Here is a 13,285-nt window from a genome sequence, read left to right on the forward strand (position 1 = left end):
ACAAAACTATTTCAACGAAATTAGTCTCGAAGCTCCCGACGCAGTATTTTACCTACATTGGTTTTTGGTAAGTCGTCTTTGAAAACAACTTGCTTAGGCACTTTGTAACCCGTTAAGTGATTACGGCAATGCGCGATAACGTCTTTTTCAGTAAGTGAGTCGCTATTTCGAACTACGAATAATTTCACAACTTCACCACTGACTTCATGAGGAACCCCAACCGCAGCTGCTTCAACAATGTTTTCATGCATTGCAGCCACTTCTTCAATCTCGTTAGGAAACACGTTAAAGCCTGAAACTAGGATCATATCCTTTTTACGGTCAACAATATAGAAGTAACCTTCATCATCTACCGTTGCGATGTCACCTGTGGCTAACCAACCGTCTTTTAGAATTTCTTCTGTCGCTTCTGGTCGGTTCAAATATCCTTTCATTACCTGAGGGCCTTTCACCCACATTTCACCAGGCTCACCTTTTTCAACAGGATTACCGTCGTCATCAAGAAGCTTAATGTCTGTAGAAGGAACAGGCATACCGATTGCGCCTTTATAAGCTTCAATCTGTGGTGGGTTAACCGCTACCACAGGCGAACACTCTGTTAGCCCGTATCCTTCAAGAAGCACTGTACCGGTGACCTTTTCCCACTTTTCTGCTACGGGACGTTGAACAGCCATACCGCCGCCTAAACCAAACTTAAACTTGCTGAAATCAAGTTCGCTGAATCCAGGCGTATTTAACAGGCCATTAAACAAGGTATTTACACCAGGTAAAATGGTGAACGGATATTTGCTAAGTTCGTTTACAAAAGCCGGCATGTCACGCGGGTTGGTGATAAGCAAGTTACGGCACCCGTATTTAACGAACATCAAGCAGTTCGCCAGTAGTGCAAAGATATGGTAGAGCGGAAGCGCGGTAACAACAAAGTCTTCGCCTTCTTCAATCACTGTTTCTAAAATTCCCGAGACCTGCTCAAGATTAGCCACCATATTGCGATGAGTAAGCATGGCACCTTTAGAAACTCCAGTCGTGCCACCTGTGTATTGAAGAAACGCTAAATCGCCGCTATCGATATCTGGGCGTTTATATTCAAGAGATTGCCCTTTTTTAACCGCCGACATAAACGATGTCGTTTCAGGAAGATTAAACGAAGGCACCATCTTTTTAACGTACTTCACTACTGCGTTCACGATCCAGCGCTTAGGTGCCGGAAGCATATCGCCTAAAGCGGTCAGAAAGACTTCTTGTAGATTTGTATCTGCGATGACTTCTTCTAGAGTACACGCGAAGTTTTCAACAATAACGATGGCTTTCGCATTAGCATCATTTAGTTGGTGCTTTAACTCACGAGCTGTATAGAGAGGATTTACGTTAACCACAACCATCCCTGCGCGCAAAATACCAAACATGGCAACAGGATATTGAAGAAGGTTGGGCATCATAATTGCCACAGCATCACCGCGTTTTAGTCCGCTTGCCTGCAAATAAGCAGCAAATTGAGCTGATAAGGTATCTAACTCTTCAAACGTGATTGAATGCCCCATATTTATGAAGGCTTCTTTATTTTTGAACTTCTTTACCGACTGCTCGAAAATGTCTACTACAGATGCGTAACGATCGGCATCAATTTCTGCGGAAACGCGAGGGTCGTAATGCTTAAGCCAGGTTTTTTCCACCAAAACCTCCTCTACTTTATTCTTATACTATTTTATAAGCGCATGGGGAGCTGCACTTATATAACTGGTCTGATAACTTGCGAATAGTATAGGATGTGTAAAAAAAAATAAACGGCACAATTTACAATTGCTCAACAAAATGACGAATTAATACCCCTACATCGTCAGTATTTTCCATGTGAATATGGTGACCGCCTACTAATTGTTCGTATTGCGCATTTAAAAACCACCCCTTGCGATTGGGGAAAACAGTCTCAAGGTTTTTAAAACTGTTAGATGCACCAATAAAAAGAATTGGGCATACAATAGCACGCATTAGCGATTCTGCCTGCTTTTCTGTAAGTCTTAGTGTAGATTTTGTACGAAGCTTCGGGTCGCTCGACCAGAAGCAATGTCCCCCTGCATCTTGGGTCAAATTTCTCGATAAAATAGAACGCGCGTGTTCGGCAGGAATATCGGATACCTTGCACCTGGCTTTAACTGCGTCGTCTAAATCAACGATTCGCAGTTTATTTCGCGACTTCGCGTGACGACTCATTATTGCGTCACGCATTTGTGCTGCGGTTGTTTCTTCAGTTTCGGTAAGCGGCCCACAAGCATCAATACTTATTACAGCAGTGACTTTTTCCGGAAAAAGTGCAGCGAAAAGGCTCGCTAGTATTCCGCCGAGAGAATGTCCTAATAAAATGACTTCTTCCCACGCTTGAGATTCTATTAGCGCATAAAGGTCTTGCAGGTAATCAGCTTGATTGTAATGAGCGCCTAGTGCACGGTGACCAGAACGACCATGACCAGCTAGGTCTAGCGCAATAAAGCGGTGAGTTTGTAGGTAGGGTGCTAACAGCCGTAAGCTCTCTGCGTTATCCAAGTAGCCGTGTAAACCAAGTACGACTTTGCCGACACCTTGATTATCTAACGCAGCTAAATGTAATGCCCCAATGTTAAATTCTGTTTCAATCATCTTTCATCCTTTACGGCAATAAATCGCCGCGCGCTTTCCATGACCGTCCTAAAAATAAAAAAAAGGCGGCAATATTTTGCCGCCTCCATGATGAGATTTTTACTTCGCTTTATCCTGCCTTGCGGGCTGTATCGTTGCTTTTGTCTTGCTTCGTGTAGACTTAGATTTAGAAGGAAGCGTGGCCTTGCTCGGCGCATTTTCGTAACGAATTACGCGCGTTCGATTAAAATGCGGATACATCCAAGGGCCATTGAAGCGATAAAAGGGTGAATACCAACCTGTGTGGTAATTGAAGAAGTAAGTATTTACATCATAAACCTCTTGCTTCCTCCACATGTGGTAGTCATCGGCAATGATCGTGGGATAAATGTAGGGCTGCTCACCCACCATGCCCGCAGTTGGAGCGGTAACTGTACCTAGAAACGTTGCCGCACGCCCTTCTTCAAAAACAATTGGGTCGACGAAGCCATCAATTTGTACTTTGAATCGACCCGACGTCTCTCCATTTGTTGAAGGCTTGCCATAATGATTTAGCGGAAAATGAGCGAGTTCAATGAACGTTTTGTTGGGCTTATTTTCAACACCAACAATCATTCCTCCCCATCTGGCCTTTTGGCCTTGCGCGTTCGCCCCCGACGTAACCGCTTTCGAATAGCTAACTAGCTGCGTTCCTTCAGGCACTTCTATGCTATCTGGGACTATTGTGCAGCCCGCAAATAAAAAGACTGTAAGTAAAACTAAATACCGAGACATCGACGAGCTCCTATAAATCCTAGAAAATGCTGCGTTTGAATAAAAGTCAGTCTACAAGCACTGGGTTGTTTAAAAAATACAGTGAAATTTCGATTACAACCCGCCTCTACTTTCATGTATCTCTTTATGAGAAAAAGAAAAACCGAATACCAACAACCAAACATTAGCATTTATACGAATGGACAACCACTGCCGTTCAAACACTATGTCGCTTAAATGAGATAGATCATCCCAACCAACAATTTGTAGAGTATGTACGGTAGGCTTTTGTTCAAAATAAACAGCGGGTTTTAACAATTTGTTAAATTTATCTACGGTGTGAATTATGGTGCTTGGAATTGAACTACGCGTAGATGTCCACGCCGAACATAGATTGAATAGACTCGCGTTGCTGCTGCTTTTCAAAGCTTGTGTATGACGCTATGGCATTTTGAGAATACGTGTTGCCATCTTCACGAATGAATTGTTGGTACGCTTTGGCGTTATCCGTTCCCTGTTCGTCGGGCGCAACAACAATCGCCCTAGCAGACGATTCGCTTTGCCCTTTACTTTGCTGTTCAGGGTCTTTGTTAATTTTAGCGACACGGCCTTGCGAAGGTTCGGAAGACGGTACGGCGAAATTATTATTGATAATCATACAGAGTTAACTGAGGCAAGAATCATACCATTGGGAAGCGAGCTTTAACCTTAAGACTCGCTCCTCTTTTCCCGTTGCTCGATTTATTTATTGTTAGTAATGGGCGCCCAATATTTGGCAGCGTGTCGTTACTCTCTGCCTGGTAATTTTTTCCACGTAACTTTATCGCGCAGATATACAGGTTCTACATTCACAGCATCAGATACTTCGCCTTTACTATGTGCATCTGTTGCAAGTTTAAGCATGTATTGCGCGTTTGGAAGTGTGATGTCAGACGCTACCTCACCACATACTTCAGACTTCCAGTTATCAAGCTCCTGATAGGCAGACCAGCCGGTGCCAGCTGCAATCACAGCCGCGCCGTTTTCTTCTCTAAGTACTTTTAGCTGTTCAATAGCCATTTCGGGCGGACAAACTTGCTCTTCAACGCAAAGTACAAGCCCATTTTGCGACTGAGAGTAAACCGCGAAGTACACTTCCCCCATACGCGCATCAGACGCGACGGCAATCAATGCATCTTTGTGCTGAGTTTTAGACGCTACTTCAAACGCCATAGCTTCAAGCGTACTCACGCCAGCTACTTTTAAGCCTGTCCCTAACGCTAAACCTTGAATCATTCCCGTCGCTATGCGAACACCGGTAAAGCTGCCTGGGCCTCGACCAAAGGCCAGTAAATCTAGGTCGCCCAGCGAAACCTTTGCTTCTTTTAACACCTCATCGACCATAGGAAGAAGTCGCTGACTATGCTGCTGAGGGCATATCTCGAAACGCGTTATGACGGTGTCTTTGAATTGAAGCGCAAACGAACAAGCTTCGGTTGCGGTATCTATAGCTAAAATGTTCATGTTTATCTCTTATTTCATATAAGCTGAAAACGGGGCTAATGGCGTAATACACGCTTACCGCTTTTTCAGTGCTTTAACTTAGGCTTCATCAATGCCGGCTAAAAATTTTTCCACTTCGTCCAAGCTTCTTGTTCTTTTCATATCTGGCAAGCTTCCGACGAAGGTTTTGGCGTAAGGCTTCGTCACTAATCGATTGTCACATATAACCAGCACGCCTTTATCTGAAGGATCTCGGATGAGTCTTCCCGCGCCCTGCTTTAACGTAATAACAGCTTGGGGAATTTGAATAACACCAAACGGGTTTGCTCCACGTTTTTTTACATCTTCCATACGGGCTTGAAGCAGCGGGTCATCAGGTGACGCAAAGGGCAGCTTATCAATCATCACGCAAACCAAGTCGTTGCCGCGCACGTCTACTCCTTCCCAAAACGCGCCTGTGCCCATTAATACTGCTTTTTCATCTGCAAGGTACGCATCCAGCAATGCTTGCTTGGTGGTAGTCCCTTGCACCAGTAGCGGATTATCTATCTCATCTTCTAGCTTCTGCGCAATTTCTCGAAGCATAGCGTGACTAGTAAACAACAAGAAACATCTCCCGCGACTTGCTTTGATTAGCCGTTTGGCTGTTTCTAGCAAAGTTTCGCGCATAGCGTAGCTGTTTGGTTCTGGTAAATATCGGGGCACGCAAAGCATGGCCTGTTCGGGGTAATTAAACGGGCTATCTAATCCTAACGTTTCTGCGTCTTCTAAGCCCATGCGGCGCTGAAAGTGATCAAAACCGCCGTTTACCATTAAGGTTGCCGAGGTAAAAATCCACCCGCGCGGCGGCGATGATACGAAACGTCTGAATTTAGCGGCAATTGATAAGGGCGTTAAATGCATAATGAGGTGGCGCTGAGTAGTTTCATACCACAAACTTACATTTTCTTGCTTATTGTCGCTTAACGCATCTAACTGCTCTCTTGCAGCCACAACACGTTCATACATGTTGTCTAAATCTTTATCGCGGCCAATATGTAGCTTACACACTTCATGCAGTACACCCAGCGCTTCGGCCAGCTTGCCCACCTGCATGCGTACGTCGTCACGGTCTAACGCCTCAGCCCAGTTGCCGCGTTCAGCCGTATCTGGGAATAATAACCGTAAGTCAGAGGCAATCATCCTGCATTTGTCAGCCGCTTTATCTAGCTGACCAGCATCTTTTAGCACTGTTCTGAACAACAGCGTGATATCTTTCGCAATATCGTGAATTTGTCTTGTCGAAAGTGACTCGCCAAAGTAATCGCTGGCAATATCGGGAATTTGATGAGCCTCATCAAAAATAATCGCATCAGCTTCTGGAATAAGTTCGCCAAACCCTGTGTCTTTCAGTGCCATATCAGCAAAGAAAAGGTGGTGGTTTACCACAATAATATCAGCATCCAGCGCCTTTCTGCGCGCTTTTACCAAGTAGCAATCTTCATAATCTGGGCAATCGCGGCCCAAGCAATTATCCACTGTAGAGGTAACCAGCGGTAAAACACGGGCATCTTCGGGAAGGGTTTTAAGCTCCCCCATATCACCTGTTTTCGTAGTACTAGACCAACGTTTCACTTCTGAAAGCTGACCCAATACCTCTTTTTCAACGAGCGTAGAGTTGCCGCTGTGCTGCGCTACACGGTGTAGACAAAGATAGTTTGAACGGCCTTTTAACAGTGCAGTTTTTCGCTTGCTGCCTAAGGCCTTTTTTACCAGCGGTAAGTCGCGGTGAAATAGCTGTTCTTGTAAGTTTTTAGTCCCTGTAGAAACAATGGCTTTTCCGTCGCTCAACAATGCCGGAGCGAGATAAGCGAAAGTCTTTCCCGTTCCTGTACCGGCCTCTACTATTAAACTACCAGTGGTATCAATAGCGCGCTTAACCGCCTTTGCCATTTCAGTTTGAGCTTCGCGAGGTACAAACCCCTTGATAGCACCTGCAAGGAGGCCATCTGAAGAGAATACGTTATTAATTGTGGGCATGGTTTAAGCGCTGTCATTACTTTTCTACTTTAGGCCGCGCATTATGCCAAAAAGCCTATGGAATGCCCATTAAAGGTTTGCATTTTAGCGTCAGTATTTGCTACATGACGCCTTTTAGAGTCAAAGCAATTGTTAAATTTTTGATGAAAAGAATTTGTCTTCTAGAACAAAAAAATTAGCTTTTTAATCTTAACACTTAGGCGCAATATCCAGCTTGTAAATGTTTATACTCAACTATTAAACGAGGTAATTATGAAAGATTTACGCTTTATAGGTTTAGGCTTAGTAGGTTTAAGCGCAATGGCGTTCTCTGTAATTGCAGCTGCGTCAGAAGAAGCACCTGCAGAGCTGGTAGCGGAATTAACCCAGTTCTGCAAAGAAATCGCTGAAGAAGAAGGTACAAAAGGCAAATCGGAAGACGTATTTGTATTAGAGTGCGTAAATGATGAGCTAGAAGCTGAAGGTTACCAGAAACTGAAATCTTTAAACTGATCTATTAAGGTGAGTTACTGATTCACTTTAACTGAATGATAAAGCCTCGCCAGAAATGGCGGGGCTTTTTTGTGCCCTGCTTTTGAGATGCCTTTTCGAGTTCCCTAGCATTGTATATAGCAATGCATGCGAAGGTGCTTTAGTTAAACGCATCAGCGTTCAAAAAATGCATCAACCAAATCGGCGAGTGACTCCTCTAGCTCTTCTTCGAAAGCATCGATATCAATACCAAAGCTATCCATATATTTAGCCGCATTGTCACGGGAAAGTACGGCATTTTTTATCTGGAACTCAAGCTCTGGCAGTGTCTTGTCGTAGCGGGGCTTAATGGTCCATCGCAAACAATGACCATGGTTGTCTTTTAGCCTTTTTTTGGCAAATACACAAAACTCCTCGACGTAGTCAGCACCTTGCGGCCCAAGACATCCCGGTTCTATGCGGTACATTACCAGCAGCTTTTTATATAGCGGAAGTCGCGTTTCCATCACATCTTCAATTAGCTTAAAGAGTTGATTATCGGAAAGTTTGGAGGATTTTGCCAGCCAAGTAAGGGGAGAATGCGAGAAATTTCACACTCCCCCGTATCATTACTCTGCAAGTTCAGGATCTTTTATGAACAAGATATCCATGATGATTGCAGGATCCCACTCGCGCATTTCTGCTTCGCATTTCAGTCGAATTTCGTCTAACTCACTGATCGTTGCAATCGAGAATGCGTCATCCACGATAATATGGACTAACAGATAGACATCCCTACCCCGCTTACTAATTCTCACTTCCACATGTTCGTATGGGACGTCAGCCAACGTTTTTTTGAATTTTTTCTCGATTACCGCCGAGATAGCTTCAGGCGGCGCTTTGTTAATTACTTCATTAAGGCTTTCACGCAAAATCTTAAAAGGCACCGGCAACATTGCCGAACCAAGAATAATCAATAAAACAGGATCAACGTACGGCGACAGTGTTCTATATTCCGTCAACTCTAACGCGTAGGCCAAAATAAAAGCGAACAAGATGGATGCACTTAGCACGCCGTCTATCATCCAAGTGTGAGAATCCACTTTTACTAAATCAGACAGTAAATGCTTACCTTTTACTCGCATGTACAGAGAGATACTAAAACAGCCAACCGTTGCCACAACACCGTAGACCATACCAATACCATACTCAGCTGCGTGCCCACCTGCTAATAAACTCTGAACAGAGCTCGCGACGGCATACACACACGTGGCAATGATAATAAGCGACTTAAACATGTTTAGCGTAGGTTCAATTGCCGTGTAACCAAAGTGAAACCGGTCATCGTCAGGGCGTTGAACCAAATTGGCCACTTTAAGCGTTAGCATTGACATAACAAAAGCGATTAACGAGTACGCGGCATCAAATAAAATAGCGCCTGAGCTCGTTAAAATGGCAAAACCAAGCGCAATAATGACAAATGCGCCGGCAATATAAAAAGAAAGCGTTAATAGACGCTTCTCTTCAAGGTGATGGAAGCCAATGTCCATGAAAATCACTTCGAAATTAAGGTGCGCGGATTCTACTCCTATATTTTAAAAAAAATAGTGCTTTAAATAAAATATTGCTATTTTTTTAAGCAATTCAGTGATACATAGCGCCTATATTATTTCGACTCAACGCACTGCGTTTTTAGCACCCGTTTTAAACTATGAAAATCGTTACCCATCCTTCTATAAAAAGTTACTTTGATGCAGATGAAAGCCGGCAGGAAGTCGAGCAGGCATTCTCTCGAGGGCTTGCTTATGCGGGCCATTCCCTAATGGTGCCAGAGAAGTTTAGCTATCAAGTACTGCCTCACTTTAACGACCGTTATGCGTTGTTTAATCAAGGTGAGAATTATGAACTTATATCCAATGTTTGCTTACATCGACAAGCTCAACTTCTTGAAGGGCAAGGCCGGGCACGCAGCATAGTTTGTAAACTCCACTGCTGGGGCTATGACAATACAGGCCAGCTTAAAGGTGCGCCCCACTTTAAGGATGCCCCTAGCGGTCAGTTGAAAAAGGAATCACTGTCAGTGTGGAACGGTCTTCTATTTCGAGGGCGATCTCCTAATATGGACTTATCTGCCCTTGGGCTTGAGGACTATCTCGACTTTACCGATTACTTTTACGCCGGATCTGAAACCACGGAATATCAATTTAACTGGAAGACATTCATCGAAATCTATCTAGAGAACTATCACGTGTACTCCATGCACCCTGGGCTTCGCCAGTTTGTTAAACCCGATGATTTAGAATGGTCGTTTGGCGATGATTTTTCAGTTCAAAAAGTTGGGCTAGGCGACCAGCTTACCAAGCGCACAACACCGCGTTACAGAGAGTTCCAAGACGCATTATTGGCACGATTTGGGCAAACACTTCCTCGCTTTGGCGCAATATGGTGCTTTTTGTACCCTAATATTATGATTGAGTGGTACCCAGATATTATTGTCGTCAGCACGATTTACCCCAAGGGCGCCGGCGCATGTGTAAACCACGTTGAATTTTATTATCCCGAAGCACTTTATAAAGATATGCCAGACTACTTTGCAGCGGAAAAAGCGGCCTATATGGAAACAGCGGTAGAAGATGAAGAAGCCTGCCTATTGCTAGAAAAAGGTCGACGTGCACTTTATTTATCAGGCGAAGAAGAACACGGTCCTATAGAACCGTTTTTAGAAGCGGGCGTGGCGCACTTTTACGATTGGCTTGCTAAACAGTAGCAGTCTTAGTGCTCTAAATAGTGGTATTTCACAAAAAAGGAGTTTTGATGAACAATTACAAAGGGTCTTGTTTGTGCGGGTCGGTAACTTTTAAAATTGAGGGTGATTTTGACAGTTTTTATCTGTGCCACTGTAAACACTGTCAAAAGGATACAGGTTCGGCCTTCGCAGCCAACCTGTTTTCAAGTTCGGCTATGTTAACTTGGGCATCGGGTGTTGACGCTGTAGTCAACTTCACGCTAGAGAACACGCGTCATAGCAAAAGTTTCTGTAAAATTTGCGGTTCAGCCCTTCCTTGTACTCAACTCGGTGACATTCTAGCCGTACCCGCTGGATGTCTGGATACAAAACTACTGATTAAACCTACTGCACATATCTTCGGCGTAAGCAAAGCTGCGTGGGAAGAAAACTTAGAAACCATCACAAAATTTGAACGTTTACCGTAACAAACATTGAATACTCATTCGAAACCTAATGGCTTTATACTAAACAAAATTCGCTGCTTGAATAACGGCAGGTCGATTGTTGCTCGCATTCACAACATTCTCCGCTTAACGTGTTCCGTTTTTGTCAAAAATAGCGAGTAACTTTTTCAGAAAATTCTATAGATCTCACAATTCCGCCTGTCGTCCCCCAACCTTTCAAAAAACATAAACCAATGATCTAAAAACACTTTATTGAAATGGCATATGCTGTGAATAACTCCATGTGAATACTCTCCTCCGTTTTTAAGCAGTATGGAGGCCGAAAAACCAAGGAGTTAGATATGAAAAAATTAACAATTGCTACACTAATCAGCGCCGCACTTTCGACTGCCGCGTTTGCCGGCAATGGTATCGAAAAAATAGACACCACATTTGCCGATTTGGATAACGATGACAACGGCTATATTTCACGAGAAGAAGCTGACGACGATGAGATTTATGCGCACTTTTCCAAAATTGATACCAATTCAGACATGCAGCTTTCAATTAAAGAGTTCAATGCTCATGTAACGAAGCACCCTCAACATTTCGATGACGACGTGCTTGCAACGGCAAAATCGATGAAAGAGAGTATGGGTACAGAAGGTACAATGGAAACGGAAGTTAAAGTTGATACTGATGTCGATGAAGTGGTTGCCGCGACGAAAGACAAAAGGCTGACTCACGAGCTAAGAGCTAAGACTGAGTTGAAGGCTAACGGAAACTTAGAAAAGACAAACGTTGACAAAGTCGCTGAAGATACTGTTGTTCACGATAATACGGTTATCGCAGATGAAGCGGTCATTGCGCGCAGTAAATTTGAGATGATGGACGCTAACAGCGACGGTAAGCTTACTAAAGCTGAAGCCTCGCGAAGTGGTGTAACACGTGATTTTGATAATATTGACGCAAATGACGATGAATTAATTACGCGTACGGAATTTAAGCGTTATCAGAGTAAGTCTGAAAATAACTCAAGTGATAGTTCTGAAGAGTAATGACTAAGTTGTACTAGCTCAGATTAAATCTGAGCTAGATTCTTTAGCATCTAACTTTCGGGTGTGGACTTAATCACTTCCTCGATTTCACTGTTACCACACAAGCGTGCGAGATCGATAAGATAACCTTTTTCTAGCTTATCCAAAGTGTGTCCTTCAAGTCGCGCTTTTACCTCTTCAACATCACCATTGGCAATAGAAGTTTTAAGCGCTGCATGATTATTTAACGATCGGTCTTCTGTTTTTTCAGCTGATTCATTCGCAGTCATCGTTCATCCTTAATTTTCACTTAGTAAAAAAACATTAGTGCTTTTTACCTTTTGTAGTTAAAGATGACACTAAACGATCACACCGTTATGCCACCCATATCTCGAACTGCCAAGGCGTGAGTTTATACACTGAATCAGCTCCGAAGATTTTCTTTTCGTCGCGCTCCCAGTGCGCATACTCACCTTCAAACAATGGTTCTTCAAACGTTACATCAAGCTGCTCATTTGAAAAATTAATCACAACGAACACTTTTTCATTTTCATTACAACGTACAAAACTAAAAACCTTATCCATCTTAGAGTTTGGCACCTGTATCATTCTTGCCCCGTACTCTCCGTTCCCTAGCACGGCTTTGGACTTTTTAAGAGCAATTAGCTTGCGGTACAAGTTGCCTATTTCATGTTCTTGCCAGTGTATAGGATCGTGCTCAAAGAACGCTAAACGCTTGGTTTCCCCGGCTTCTTGCCCGTTGTGAATGAGCGGCATACCTTCACCTACCACTGACAACGCAATGCAGGCTTCAAGCGCATCACCAAATTGTTCGCGCTGAGTGCCATCCCAGGCATTTTTGTCATGATTACTAACGAAGGTCATTCTGTAAGCGGAGTGAGGCCAGCTGCGTTCGTTCCACGAATAATACTTGCGCAACCTATCCAGCGAACATTGTCCGTGTGCGAGTTCGTGTAGCGTCTCGTTCCAACTCCATGCGTATGTCATATTGAACGCATTTTCGTGAAGATCTCGATTCTCCCATTCAGCCAACATGAAGACTGGTCTGATTGCGCTTAGCGTATGCACTGCTTGCTGCCAAAAATCGTTGGGGACATACCCCGCTACATCACAGCGAAACCCATCAATGTCGAACTTTTCAACCCAATAACACAACGCGTTAATCATGTATTTGCGAAGGCCAACGTGTTCATAATCAAACTCTATGATATCGCTCCAATCCCACCACGGAGATGGACGAAAATCTCCTTTGTAGTCTTTGGCGTACCACTCGGGGTGCTGTTCAACCAAAGGATTATCCCACGCACTGTGATTTGGCACCCAGTCTATGATGACTTTTAGCGAAAGCTTGTGCGCTTCATCCACCAGCGCTTTGAAATCTTCTTCGCTACCAAATTCTGAGTTTATGGCCAGATAGTCTTTTACCGCATAGGGGCTACCAAGCTCCCCTTTCCTGTTTTTTTCCCCAATAGGATGTACAGGCATTAGCCAAACAATATCAGCGCCAAGTGATTTAATATGAGCTAACCCTTTTCTCACTCCTTCAAAATTACCTTGCTCTGAAAACTGTCGAGTGTTGACCTGATAAATAACTGCGTGAGATGACCATTCTGGCTGAAGCACGTTATATCGTTTCTTAGGAACAGGATTGATATCCATATTATCTTTCCTTATCGAGATTAGCGTTTAGAAAAAGAATCTGGTTCTGCGTCGCGTTACTTTAGGCTTCAAATTGCAGC

General features: G+C 43.7%; 14 protein-coding genes. 4 read left to right on the top strand and 10 right to left on the bottom strand.

Annotated elements, in window-relative coordinates:
* Positions 1-20: 20 nt before the first annotated feature.
* The 6 genes from fadD to MASE_RS11975 form a co-directional block, all read right to left on the bottom strand.
* Entirely contained in the window at positions 21-1,673 is a 1,653-nt protein-coding gene (gene fadD, locus MASE_RS11950; RefSeq protein WP_014950005.1) for a long-chain-fatty-acid--CoA ligase FadD, read from the bottom strand.
* Positions 1,674-1,794: 121 nt separating this feature from the next.
* Positions 1,795-2,634, bottom strand: coding sequence for an alpha/beta fold hydrolase (locus MASE_RS11955; RefSeq protein ID WP_014950006.1), 840 nt, complete (start codon positions 2,632-2,634; stop codon positions 1,795-1,797).
* Between the two features lie 99 nt (positions 2,635-2,733).
* The gene (locus tag MASE_RS11960; RefSeq protein WP_014950007.1) at positions 2,734-3,387 is read right to left on the bottom strand and encodes a Slp family lipoprotein; all 654 of its coding nucleotides are present in this window, start codon (positions 3,385-3,387) and stop codon (positions 2,734-2,736) included.
* Positions 3,388-3,730: 343 nt separating this feature from the next.
* The gene (locus MASE_RS11965; RefSeq protein WP_014950008.1) at positions 3,731-4,024 is read right to left on the bottom strand and encodes a hypothetical protein; all 294 of its coding nucleotides are present in this window, start codon (positions 4,022-4,024) and stop codon (positions 3,731-3,733) included.
* A 128-nt stretch (positions 4,025-4,152) separates the two neighbouring features.
* Positions 4,153-4,869 carry a tRNA (adenosine(37)-N6)-threonylcarbamoyltransferase complex dimerization subunit type 1 TsaB gene (tsaB, locus tag MASE_RS11970; RefSeq protein ID WP_014950009.1) on the bottom strand — a complete coding sequence of 239 codons (717 nt, stop codon included), beginning with the start codon at positions 4,867-4,869 and terminating at the stop codon, positions 4,153-4,155.
* A 78-nt stretch (positions 4,870-4,947) separates the two neighbouring features.
* On the bottom strand, positions 4,948-6,867 hold the full coding sequence (locus MASE_RS11975; protein ID WP_014950010.1) for an ATP-dependent DNA helicase: 1,920 nt from the start codon (positions 6,865-6,867) through the stop codon (positions 4,948-4,950).
* A 252-nt stretch (positions 6,868-7,119) separates the two neighbouring features.
* On the opposite strand from MASE_RS11975, the gene MASE_RS11980 reads away from it, so the two are divergent.
* On the top strand, positions 7,120-7,359 hold the full coding sequence (locus MASE_RS11980) for a hypothetical protein (protein ID WP_014950011.1): 240 nt from the start codon (positions 7,120-7,122) through the stop codon (positions 7,357-7,359).
* Between the two features lie 152 nt (positions 7,360-7,511).
* Here the strand turns inward: MASE_RS11980 and MASE_RS11985 are convergent, their stop codons facing one another.
* Both MASE_RS11985 and MASE_RS11990 read right to left on the bottom strand, forming a co-directional pair.
* Complete coding sequence (locus MASE_RS11985) at positions 7,512-7,844, bottom strand: hypothetical protein (RefSeq protein ID WP_014950012.1); 333 nt, start codon at positions 7,842-7,844, stop codon at positions 7,512-7,514.
* Positions 7,845-7,946: 102 nt separating this feature from the next.
* Positions 7,947-8,867 (bottom strand): cation diffusion facilitator family transporter, encoded by a 921-nt coding sequence (locus MASE_RS11990; protein ID WP_014950013.1) that lies wholly within the window; start codon positions 8,865-8,867, stop codon positions 7,947-7,949.
* 161 nt (positions 8,868-9,028) lie between these two features.
* Between MASE_RS11990 and MASE_RS11995 the strand changes: the two genes are divergently transcribed.
* The 3 genes from MASE_RS11995 (at position 9,029) to MASE_RS12005 (ending at position 11,546) form a co-directional block, all read left to right on the top strand.
* Positions 9,029-10,084 (top strand): aromatic ring-hydroxylating oxygenase subunit alpha, encoded by a 1,056-nt coding sequence (locus MASE_RS11995; RefSeq protein WP_014950014.1) that lies wholly within the window; start codon positions 9,029-9,031, stop codon positions 10,082-10,084.
* Between the two features lie 47 nt (positions 10,085-10,131).
* Positions 10,132-10,530: a GFA family protein gene (locus MASE_RS12000; RefSeq protein ID WP_014950015.1), complete on the top strand. Its 399-nt coding sequence runs from the start codon at positions 10,132-10,134 to the stop codon at positions 10,528-10,530.
* Between the two features lie 320 nt (positions 10,531-10,850).
* On the top strand, positions 10,851-11,546 hold the full coding sequence (locus MASE_RS12005) for an EF-hand domain-containing protein (protein ID WP_014950016.1): 696 nt from the start codon (positions 10,851-10,853) through the stop codon (positions 11,544-11,546).
* A gap of 50 nt (positions 11,547-11,596) precedes the next feature.
* Here the strand turns inward: MASE_RS12005 and MASE_RS12010 are convergent, their stop codons facing one another.
* Positions 11,597-11,815 (bottom strand): hypothetical protein, encoded by a 219-nt coding sequence (locus MASE_RS12010; protein ID WP_014950017.1) that lies wholly within the window; start codon positions 11,813-11,815, stop codon positions 11,597-11,599.
* Between the two features lie 85 nt (positions 11,816-11,900).
* Entirely contained in the window at positions 11,901-13,205 is a 1,305-nt protein-coding gene (locus MASE_RS12015; protein ID WP_014950018.1) for an alpha-amylase family glycosyl hydrolase, read from the bottom strand.
* Positions 13,206-13,285 lie beyond the last annotated feature (80 nt).

The sequence above is a fragment of the Alteromonas macleodii ATCC 27126 genome, assembly GCF_000172635.2.
In the GTDB taxonomy this organism is placed as follows: Bacteria; Pseudomonadota; Gammaproteobacteria; order Enterobacterales; family Alteromonadaceae; genus Alteromonas; species Alteromonas macleodii.

Bases quoted from the DNA above. Each gene is read 5' to 3' on its own strand.
- MASE_RS12005 (WP_014950016.1), top strand. From the start codon at position 10,851: ATGAAAAAATTAACAATTGCTACACTAATCAGCGCCGCACTTTCGACT.
- MASE_RS11990 (WP_014950013.1), bottom strand. From the start codon at position 8,867: ATGGACATTGGCTTCCATCACCTTGAAGAGAAGCGTCTATTAACGCTT.
- MASE_RS11980 (WP_014950011.1), top strand. From the start codon at position 7,120: ATGAAAGATTTACGCTTTATAGGTTTAGGCTTAGTAGGTTTAAGCGCA.
- MASE_RS11995 (WP_014950014.1), top strand. From the start codon at position 9,029: ATGAAAATCGTTACCCATCCTTCTATAAAAAGTTACTTTGATGCAGAT.
- MASE_RS11965 (WP_014950008.1), bottom strand. From the start codon at position 4,024: ATGATTATCAATAATAATTTCGCCGTACCGTCTTCCGAACCTTCGCAA.
- MASE_RS12000 (WP_014950015.1), top strand. From the start codon at position 10,132: ATGAACAATTACAAAGGGTCTTGTTTGTGCGGGTCGGTAACTTTTAAA.
- MASE_RS12010 (WP_014950017.1), bottom strand. From the start codon at position 11,815: ATGACTGCGAATGAATCAGCTGAAAAAACAGAAGACCGATCGTTAAAT.
- MASE_RS11960 (WP_014950007.1), bottom strand. From the start codon at position 3,387: ATGTCTCGGTATTTAGTTTTACTTACAGTCTTTTTATTTGCGGGCTGC.
- tsaB (WP_014950009.1), bottom strand. From the start codon at position 4,869: ATGAACATTTTAGCTATAGATACCGCAACCGAAGCTTGTTCGTTTGCG.
- MASE_RS11955 (WP_014950006.1), bottom strand. From the start codon at position 2,634: ATGATTGAAACAGAATTTAACATTGGGGCATTACATTTAGCTGCGTTA.
- MASE_RS11985 (WP_014950012.1), bottom strand. From the start codon at position 7,844: ATGGAAACGCGACTTCCGCTATATAAAAAGCTGCTGGTAATGTACCGC.
- MASE_RS12015 (WP_014950018.1), bottom strand. From the start codon at position 13,205: ATGGATATCAATCCTGTTCCTAAGAAACGATATAACGTGCTTCAGCCA.
- MASE_RS11975 (WP_014950010.1), bottom strand. From the start codon at position 6,867: ATGCCCACAATTAATAACGTATTCTCTTCAGATGGCCTCCTTGCAGGT.